The organism is Shewanella mytili (assembly GCF_046765975.1).
GTDB lineage: Bacteria > Pseudomonadota > Gammaproteobacteria > Enterobacterales > Shewanellaceae > Shewanella > Shewanella mytili.
Map to the genome: position 1 here is coordinate 37,961 of NZ_JBKOUD010000019.1, position 8,634 is coordinate 46,594.

At 52.4% G+C, this 8,634-nt stretch carries 9 protein-coding genes and 1 pseudogene; 8 read left to right on the forward strand and 2 right to left on the reverse strand.

Translation table 11 applies throughout. From position 1 onward, the window contains the following. Window positions 1-88: 88 nt before the first annotated feature. From coaBC to folE, 5 genes are all read left to right on the forward strand, one after another. Window positions 89-1,294, forward strand: a complete 1,206-nt coding sequence (coaBC, locus tag ACIDEJ_RS14250) for a bifunctional phosphopantothenoylcysteine decarboxylase/phosphopantothenate--cysteine ligase CoaBC (protein WP_411988736.1) — start codon at window positions 89-91, stop codon at window positions 1,292-1,294. 2 nt (window positions 1,295-1,296) lie between these two features. Then, window positions 1,297-1,755 (forward strand): dUTP diphosphatase, encoded by a 459-nt coding sequence (gene dut, locus ACIDEJ_RS14255; RefSeq protein WP_411988737.1) that lies wholly within the window; start codon window positions 1,297-1,299, stop codon window positions 1,753-1,755. A gap of 15 nt (window positions 1,756-1,770) precedes the next feature. After that, window positions 1,771-2,361: a nucleoid occlusion factor SlmA gene (gene slmA, locus ACIDEJ_RS14260; protein ID WP_411988738.1), complete on the forward strand. Its 591-nt coding sequence runs from the start codon at window positions 1,771-1,773 to the stop codon at window positions 2,359-2,361. Window positions 2,362-2,418: 57 nt separating this feature from the next. Further along, entirely contained in the window at window positions 2,419-4,380 is a 1,962-nt protein-coding gene (locus tag ACIDEJ_RS14265) for an alpha/beta hydrolase family protein (protein WP_411988739.1), read from the forward strand. Window positions 4,381-4,594: 214 nt separating this feature from the next. Beyond that, window positions 4,595-5,245, forward strand: a complete 651-nt coding sequence (gene folE, locus ACIDEJ_RS14270) for a GTP cyclohydrolase I FolE (RefSeq protein ID WP_411988740.1) — start codon at window positions 4,595-4,597, stop codon at window positions 5,243-5,245. Between the two features lie 78 nt (window positions 5,246-5,323). On the opposite strand, the gene pyrE is transcribed toward folE, so the two are convergent. Continuing rightward, complete coding sequence (gene pyrE, locus ACIDEJ_RS14275; RefSeq protein WP_411988741.1) at window positions 5,324-5,965, reverse strand: orotate phosphoribosyltransferase; 642 nt, start codon at window positions 5,963-5,965, stop codon at window positions 5,324-5,326. A gap of 54 nt (window positions 5,966-6,019) precedes the next feature. After that, window positions 6,020-6,733, reverse strand: a complete 714-nt coding sequence (gene rph, locus ACIDEJ_RS14280; RefSeq protein ID WP_411988742.1) for a ribonuclease PH — start codon at window positions 6,731-6,733, stop codon at window positions 6,020-6,022. A 181-nt stretch (window positions 6,734-6,914) separates the two neighbouring features. Between rph and ACIDEJ_RS14285 the strand changes: the two genes are divergently transcribed. The 3 genes and pseudogenes from ACIDEJ_RS14285 to ACIDEJ_RS14295 form a co-directional block, all read left to right on the forward strand. Continuing rightward, window positions 6,915-7,778, forward strand: a complete 864-nt coding sequence (locus tag ACIDEJ_RS14285; protein ID WP_411988743.1) for a YicC/YloC family endoribonuclease — start codon at window positions 6,915-6,917, stop codon at window positions 7,776-7,778. Between the two features lie 183 nt (window positions 7,779-7,961). Then, window positions 7,962-8,213 carry an Arm DNA-binding domain-containing protein gene (locus tag ACIDEJ_RS14290; protein WP_411988744.1) on the forward strand — a complete coding sequence of 84 codons (252 nt, stop codon included), beginning with the start codon at window positions 7,962-7,964 and terminating at the stop codon, window positions 8,211-8,213. 57 nt (window positions 8,214-8,270) lie between these two features. Then, window positions 8,271-8,634: pseudogene (locus ACIDEJ_RS14295) on the forward strand (transposase); the annotation flags it as partial.

The window sequence follows — 8,634 nt, forward strand, 5'->3', positions numbered from 1 at the left end:
GGCGTAACTTTTCCCGAGCGTGGCTACGACAGACCGTACGCTTTATGGTATGTTTAGCGCCAATAACTCCATCAAGCTGGATCTTCCTATGGGTCTGATGCACAAAAAAATCCTGTTGGGTATCGGCGGCGGTATTGCTGCCTATAAATGCGCTGATCTGGTGCGACGACTGAAAGAACGGGGCGCAGAAGTCAGAGTGGTGATGAGCGCCAGCGCCACCGAGTTTATTACGCCACTCACCCTGCAAGCGGTATCGGGTCATCCGGTAGCCACCGAGATGCTCAATCCTGCGGCTGAAGCCGGCATGAGCCACATTGAACTGGCCCGCTGGGCGGAGTTGTTCATTGTGGCACCGGCAACCGCTAATTTGCTGGCACGCTTTCGTGCCGGTATGGCCGATGAACTGATTACCACCATTGCGCTGGCCACATCCGCGCCGGTGGCCATGTGCCCGGCCATGAACCAACAGATGTACCAACATGCGGCAACACAAGACAACCTGACCATGCTGCAAAGCCGTGGCGTTACCCTTTGGGGACCGGGCATCGGCAGCCAGGCCTGCGGCGAAATTGGCCCTGGCCGCATGCTGGAGCCCCTGGAAATTGCCGAACTGGCCAGCCGCTTTTTGCAGGCTGACGCCACCCCTGCCCCCCTCTTACAAGGGCAGCAACTGCTGATCACTGCCGGCCCCACCCGGGAAAAAATCGACCCGGTGCGTTATATCTCCAACCATAGCTCTGGCAAAATGGGCTTTGCGCTGGCAAGTGCCGCCGCCGCCATGGGCGCCAGGGTCACACTGGTCAGTGGCCCGGTGAATCTGCCCACGCCCAAGGGCGTGCAGCGCATTGATGTGGAGTCTGCCCAGCAGATGCTCTCTGCCGTTACCGCCCATCTGCCCAAACAGGACATTTTCATTGGCTGCGCAGCCGTGGCCGACTATCGGATGGCAGAACCCGCTGACAGCAAAATCAAGAAAAACCACGACACCATGCAACTGCAACTGGTGAAAAACCCGGATATTCTGGCTACGGTAGCGGCACAGGAAAACCGCCCGTTCACCGTGGGATTTGCCGCGGAAACCGATCATCTGGAGCAATACGCCCGCGACAAACTGCAGCGCAAACGTATAGACATGATTGCCGCCAATGACATTTCCATTCCCAATCAAGGCTTTAATGCCGAGCGCAACGCGCTAAAAGTATTTACAAAAGATGACTGTCACGAATTGCCCTCCACCGATAAACTGAGCCTGGCAATCCAACTTTTGCAACTAATCGCCAATTACAAAAAATAACCATGAAAACACCAATTGAACTTAAAATTCTTGATGGCCGCATCGGCAGTGACTTTCCCCTGCCGGCATATGCAACCATCGGCAGCGCCGGTATGGATCTGCGCGCCATGCTTAACGCCCCGCTTACCGTGATGCCGGGGCAAACCGTGCTTATTCCTACCGGAATTGCCATCCATGTGGCCGACCCCGCCTTGGCCGCCGTTATCCTGCCACGCTCCGGGATGGGCCATAAACACGGCATTGTGCTGGGTAACCTTGTGGGACTGATTGATTCGGACTATCAGGGGCCGCTGATGGTCTCTTGCTGGAACCGCAGCGACACGCCGTTTACCATCGAAATCGGCGACAGGCTGGCCCAGCTGGTGTTTGTTCCCGTGGTACAGGCGCAGTTTACCGTGGTGGATGAATTTGCCGCCTCTGATCGTGGTGAAGGCGGTTTCGGGCACTCCGGTACCAAATAAGTTCCGGAGCAGTCAATGACCACAGGAAAAATCAATCGCCGGGAGCAAATCCTGCAATGCCTTGCGCAAATGCTGGAAACCCATCCCGGTCAGCGTATCACTACGGCCAAATTAGCCTCTGAAGTGGGTGTTTCAGAAGCGGCGCTTTATCGCCACTTTCCCAGTAAAGCCCGCATGTTTGAGGGCCTCATTGAGTTCATTGAGGAGTCTTTGCTATCCCGCGCCAATCTGATCATGACCGAAGAAAAAGACACCATGCGCCGCTGCCAATTAATGCTGCAACTGCTGCTGGTGTTTGCCGAGCGTAATCCCGGCATCTCCCGCTTGCTCAACGGCGATGCCTTACTGGGCGAACATGAACGCCTGCGGGAAAGGGTCAACCAGATTTTTGCCAAATTCGAAACCAACCTCAAGCAGATTTTGCGGGAAAAATCCCTGCGGGAAGGGCAGAAATTTCATATTGATGAAGGTGTACTGGCCAACATGTTATTAGCCCTGGCTGAAGGGCATATCACCCAGTTTGTGCGTAGTGAATTCCAGCAAAAACCCACACAACACTTTGCAACACAGTGGCAATTCATCCAAAAGCAGCTGCTGCAAAGTTAGTCCGTAATGACAATGTAATGACCAGGGGCGCACGCTTGAGCCCCACAAGGATGTTGTATGAGCATAGCAATGCGGTGGGCCCTGATGGGGCTCATGTTATTCAGTTCAGTATCTTTCGCCCAAAACCCCTCTGATGCCGCCAAGCTGTTCAGCAAAGGCGCTGAGTTCTCCCAGGTAAAACTTTCTCCGGGTGGTGACTACCTTGCGGTAAAAATGAAACATGAAGGCAAACAGCGTTTGCTGATGTTCAGCACCGATAACATGGCGTTAATCCATTCGGTCTATTTTGCCGGCAATGCCCAGGTGGGGGATTATGCCTGGGTCAATGATGAGCGGGTGGTTGTCAGTAAAGAATATCTCCGGGGATGGGATGCCCAGCCCCAATATTACGGCGAGCTGATGGCCGTTAATGCCGACGGTAAAAAATCCGCTTACCTGTTCGGTTATGCCTCGGCGGTGCAACAGGTGGGCTCCCACTTGAAAAAGAATACGGCCATACGCGCCACCGCCTACATTCTTGACCCGCTCCCGGACGATGAACGCCACATGCTGGTAAGCGCCAAGCCCTGGGGCAATCACAACCGCCTGTCACCGGATATTCTCCAAGAGGTTTACCGTGTGGATGTGTACCGGGGCATTCGCCAAAAGGAGATGACAGCGCCGATAGGCAATGCCCGTTTCCTGGTTGATAACAGCGGCGATGTGCGCATTGCCGTTGGTGAAAACAGTCAGGATGAAACCCAGGTGTTTTATCGTCAGGATGGCGACTGGATCAACAGCAAAGCGCTGCAACTACACAAATTCCATCCCGTGTCGTTTGCCGGCAATAATCACAGCCTTTACGCACTCGCCAACAGCAACGGCGAACCGGATGCGGTGTACCGCGTGGATTTAAAGACTGGCGAGCAGCAAAAAATTGTCGACCATCCCCGGGTTGATCCCGCCGCATTCTGGATTAATCCACAAAAACGCCAGTTGTACGCGGTGGAATTTGAAGACGGTTATCCATCCTATACGTTCATCAACCCCGATGATCAGCGCAGCCATCACCTGAAACAACTGCTGCATAGCCTGCCTGGCTATCAGGTACGAATTGTCAGTGAAGATCGCCACGGTGAAAAACTGGTGGTTTTGGCTTTCAATGACAGGGATCCCGGCACCTATTACCTCTATACCCCCAAGCAGCAAAAATTGCGGCGGCTGTTAAATGTGATGCCAAACATTAATCCTGCCCACATGGCAGAAGTCAGGCCCCTTGACATCAAAGCCCGGGATGGCCTGATGCTGCAGGCATTTCTCACCCTGCCCAATGCCCCGGCCAAACAGCCCCTGCCGCTGATTGTAAATCCCCATGGTGGCCCTCATTTCGTACGTGACAGCTGGGGATTCGTGCCGCAGAACCAGTTCCTTGCCGTGCACGGATATGCGGTGCTGCAAGTCAATTACCGGGGCTCTGGCGGTTACGGTGATAATTTCCAGACTGCGGGTTACCAAAAGTGGGGCAGCGATATTCAACACGATATCATTGATGCCACTCGCCACCTGATTGACCAGGGCATTGCCGACAAACAAAAGATTTGCATTGTCGGCAGCAGTTTTGGCGGCTACAGCGCGCTGCAAAGCGCCGAGCTGGCACCCGATTTATTTAAATGCGCCGTGGGCATTGCCGGTGTTTATGATCTGCCCTTGCTGTTTGAGGAGGGGGATGTGCAGCAATCCGCATCCGGCACCGGTTATTTAAACCAGGTATTGGGTAACGATGAGCACACATTGCAGCGCATGTCACCGGCCCGCCATGTGGATAAACTCAAAGCCGCCTTGCTGCTTGTCCACGGCGGCAATGATGAAAGAGCGCCCATTGCCCAACTGGAAACACTGGAAAGCGCCCTGCAGCAACAGCAGTACCCTTACCAGAAAATGGTGATTGATGATGAGGGCCACGGATTTTTCAACGATGCGCACCGGGCCGCATTTTATCAGCAGTTGCTGGACTTCCTTAACCGCCACCTGCAGCCCTGATGGCTAACGTGGCCGTCTGTATGCACTGGCGGCCACTTGCTGTGTCACCGGCGTTTTTTGTGAAAACACCGTCACTGGCAAATTTTCCGGCAAGTGTTGTATGAAATTAAGGCGAATAGCGGTATGCTCCGCATCCCGATATAATGTGAGTTTTATCACAATCGCCGTGGTGTGCAGAAGGTGTACCGGCAGTATCTGCACAGGAGGAATATAAATGGCGTTATCTGACGCAGCCAAGACTGTTCAGGCAGCTCTCATGGAAAAGGGCTTAGAAACCCCCATGGTACCCAACCACCTGAGCAATGAAGAACGAAAACATGCAATTGAAGGGCACATGCGGGATATTCTGCAACTGATGTCATTGGATTTGACCGATGACAGCCTGGCCGATACCCCCAAACGCATTGCCAAAATGTATGTGGATGAGATTTTCTCCGGGCTGGATTACCAGAATTTTCCCAAAATCACCCTCATTGACAACAAAATGGGTTTTGATGAAATGGTACGGGTACAGGACATCAGCCTCACCAGCACCTGCGAGCATCATCTGGTGACCATTGATGGCACCGCCACCATCGCCTACCTGCCCCGGAAGAAAATCATCGGTCTGTCAAAAATCAACCGCATCGTGCGTTTCTTTGCCCAGCGCCCCCAGGTGCAGGAGCGGCTGACACAGCAAATTCTGGTGGCGCTGCAAACCTTGCTGGAAAGCAAAGATGTGGCGGTAAAAATCAGCGCGGTACATTACTGCGTGAAAGCCCGTGGGGTGATGGACTCCACCAGCTCAACCACCACCACAGCCCTTGGCGGCATTTTCAAATCCAATCCGGCAACCCGGGCTGAATTCCTGCATCCATTACGCTAACAGCCTGCCGCTTGCCATCAAAAAAGCCTGGGCGATCGTCCCAGGCTTTTGCTACAAACGCATGTCACAACAATACCATTAGATACCGTACTGTTCGCGATAAGCGGTAACCGCGGCCAATTCCTGCTCCATGCCCGGTTTTTCAGACAAATAAGCAATCAAGTCCGCCAGCTTGATAATGGCCACTATCTGGCAGGCAAAATCCCGCTCAACTTCCTGAATGGCAGACAGTTCGCCACGGCCTTTTTCCTGTCGGTCCAGTGCAATCAACACGCCAGCCAAAGAAGCGCCATTCGCTTGGATAATCTCCATGGACTCGCGAATGGCCGTACCCGCAGTAATCACGTCATCCACCAGCATCACTTTGCCTTTGAGCTCGCTGCCCACCAGGTTGCCGCCTTCACCGTGATCTTTCTTTTCCTTGCGGTTAAAGCAGTAAGGGACGTCTTGCTGATGATGCTCCGCCAGCGCTACTGCGGTGGTGGTGGCAATGGGGATGCCTTTATAGGCCGGGCCAAACAACAAATCGTAGTCAATACCCGCATCCACCAACGCCGCAGCGTAAAAACGCCCAAGCCGCGCCAGATCGCCACCGGTATTAAACAGGCCCGCATTGAAAAAATAAGGGCTCTTGCGGCCGGATTTCAGGGTAAATTCACCAAAGCGCAGCACATTACGCTGCAGGGCAAACTCAATAAACTCACGCTGGTAAGCTTTCACATCAGCTCCTGTTATTAGATGTTGTTGCGTATTTTGGGAGATAAAATCAATCTGTTAGCTCAGAGCGGCTTTTTGCACATCAAAAATTTCCCGAATGCCGTGCTTGGCCAGTTCCAGCAAGCTTTCCAGCTCGTCATGACTAAATGGCTCACCTTCTGCGGTGCCCTGAACTTCCACGATTTTGCTGGTTTCAGTCATCACCACGTTCATATCGGTTTCGGCAGCGCTATCTTCTACGTATTCCAAGTCACACACGGGTTCGCCGTCAAAAATCCCCACGCTCACCGCCGCCACCAAAAACTTCAACGGGTTGGTTTTGATGATGCCTTTACTGCGTGCCCAGTTAAGGGCATCCACCAATGCGACACAGCCACCGGTAATGGCCGCAGTGCGGGTGCCGCCATCGGCCTGGATCACGTCACAATCAATCACGATGGTGTTCTCGCCCAGCAATTTCATGTCCACGGCAGCACGTAAAGAACGGCCAATCAGACGTTGAATTTCCTGAGTCCGCCCAGATTGCTTGCCTCTGGCTGCTTCACGATCCATGCGGCTATGGGTTGAGCGCGGCAACATGCCATATTCAGCCGTAATCCAGCCCTGCCCCTGCCCTTTTAAAAAGCGCGGAACCCCCTCTTCAAAACTCGCGGTACACAATACTTTGGTATTACCAAACTCCACTAACACTGAACCTTCAGCGTGAACCGTGTATTGGCGGGTGATGGTAACCGGGCGAATTTGAGCCGGCGTTCTGCTGCTGGGACGCATAACAACTTCCTGAATCTGATATCTGCTAATAAATGTGGCGCCTATTATAGAACCTGACACCAGCGAGTGCTATGCCACATTGATGACACAGGCGTGATTCCCCGCCCGCTCCCTTTCACCCAAGGTGACAGATGACTATAATCAAGGCTTTATCATCACAACTGAGTTACGGGATATCTTCATGATCCACAGTATGACCGCCTATGCCCGCGTTGAGCATAAAGCCACCTGGGGCAATGCGTCCTGGGAAATCCGTTCCGTCAACCAACGTTATTTGGAAACCTACCTGCGCCTGCCGGAACAATTACGCAGCCTTGAACCCATCCTGCGGGAAAAATTACGCAAACGCCTGCACCGGGGCAAAGTGGAAGTTAACCTGCGCTACGAATTAAAAGGGGACCAGGATAATCAGCTAAGCCTCAACGAAAACCTGGCCAGACAACTGCTTAAAGCTGCCCAATGGGTAAAGGATGAAGCCAGCGAAGGCCGTTTGGAACTCCTGGATATTTTGCGCTGGCCAGGCGTGATGTCTGCCCAGGAGCAGGATATGGATGCCATCGGCAACGAACTGCTGGCTGCCTTTGACAGCGCCATCGACCAGTTTATTGAAGCCAGAGCCCGCGAAGGCGAAGCCATCAACGCCATGTTACAAAGCCGGCTTGAAGGCGTAGAGCAGCAAATTGCCATTGTACGGGAACAAATGCCCAAAATTATTGAATGGCAACGGGAAAAACTCACCAACCGCTTGGCTGAAGTCAAGGGGGAACTGGATCCGGTACGCATGGAACAGGAAATGGTGCTCATTGCCCAAAAACTGGATGTGGCCGAAGAAATGGATCGCCTGGAAGCCCATGTAAAAGAAGCTCGCCGCATCCTCAAAAAGGGAGGCGCAGAAGGACGCCGTCTGGACTTCATGATGCAGGAATTCAACCGTGAGTCCAACACCCTAGCATCCAAATCCATCAGTACCGAAACCACCTCTGCCGCCGTGGAATTGAAGGTGCTTATTGAACAAATGAGAGAGCAGATCCAGAATATTGAATAAGGTATTTTGAGTCTCTTTGAGCTTACTTAATCTTACCAAGCCCCTGTAAATAGGGGCTTTTTGTTTTCAGAAGATTTCAGGTCTTTGCCTCTGTTTTCAACCAACTGGTGAGTTTAGTGGTGAGTAGGATTGATCTAGTATGCCCTTAAATGGTGAGTAACTTTCCATGACAAGGAGAACACTATGGGCAAGCTCAATGCACGTAAAGTCGCCGCTTTAGCCAAAGATGAACCACGCAAAACCGCAGATGGTAATGGCTTGTACTTCGTTGTACCCGCATCTGGAGAACCGTTTTGGATCTTGCGATTTTCAATCAACGGCAGTCGTCCAGAAATGACACTTGGGTCCTTCCCAGAGCTATCCCTTGCAGATGCACGCGATGCGGCCTTCCAACAACGTAAGCTCATCCAACAAGGCATTGTAGTGGCATACTGAATTTGGCCATCTAATTAGAGCTGCTATGATGACGGCATTAGAAAGTTAGGTGACAAAATGACAAAGAAACAAGGCCCGAATTTCAGCTCTGAATTCAGACTGGAAACAGCACAACTGGTTGTTGACCAAGGTTATACGAATAGAGAAGCGGCCGAAGCCATGGGAGTTGGTTATTCAACTCTGGGCAAATGGGTTAAACAATTGCGAGAAGAACGTGCGGGGAAAACCCCGCAGGCAGCGCCTATGACGCCCGAGCAACGTGAAATTCGTGAATTGAAGAAGCAAATTGAAAGCCTTGAATTAGAGAAGGAAATCTTAAAAAAGGCTTCTGCTCTGTTGATGTCGGACTCCATGAAATACTCTCGTTAATCGAGAAGCTGAATCAGAGCAATAAGCGCCGTTATTCGGTAAATCATCTGTG

Coding starts and splice junctions, on each gene's coding strand:
- coaBC (WP_411988736.1), top strand. CDS start 89: ATGGGTCTGATGCACAAAAAAATCCTGTTGGGTATCGGCGGCGGTATT.
- dut (WP_411988737.1), top strand. CDS start 1,297: ATGAAAACACCAATTGAACTTAAAATTCTTGATGGCCGCATCGGCAGT.
- slmA (WP_411988738.1), top strand. CDS start 1,771: ATGACCACAGGAAAAATCAATCGCCGGGAGCAAATCCTGCAATGCCTT.
- ACIDEJ_RS14265 (WP_411988739.1), top strand. CDS start 2,419: ATGAGCATAGCAATGCGGTGGGCCCTGATGGGGCTCATGTTATTCAGT.
- folE (WP_411988740.1), top strand. CDS start 4,595: ATGGCGTTATCTGACGCAGCCAAGACTGTTCAGGCAGCTCTCATGGAA.
- rph (WP_411988742.1), bottom strand. CDS start 6,733: ATGCGTCCCAGCAGCAGAACGCCGGCTCAAATTCGCCCGGTTACCATC.
- ACIDEJ_RS14285 (WP_411988743.1), top strand. CDS start 6,915: ATGATCCACAGTATGACCGCCTATGCCCGCGTTGAGCATAAAGCCACC.
- ACIDEJ_RS14290 (WP_411988744.1), top strand. CDS start 7,962: ATGGGCAAGCTCAATGCACGTAAAGTCGCCGCTTTAGCCAAAGATGAA.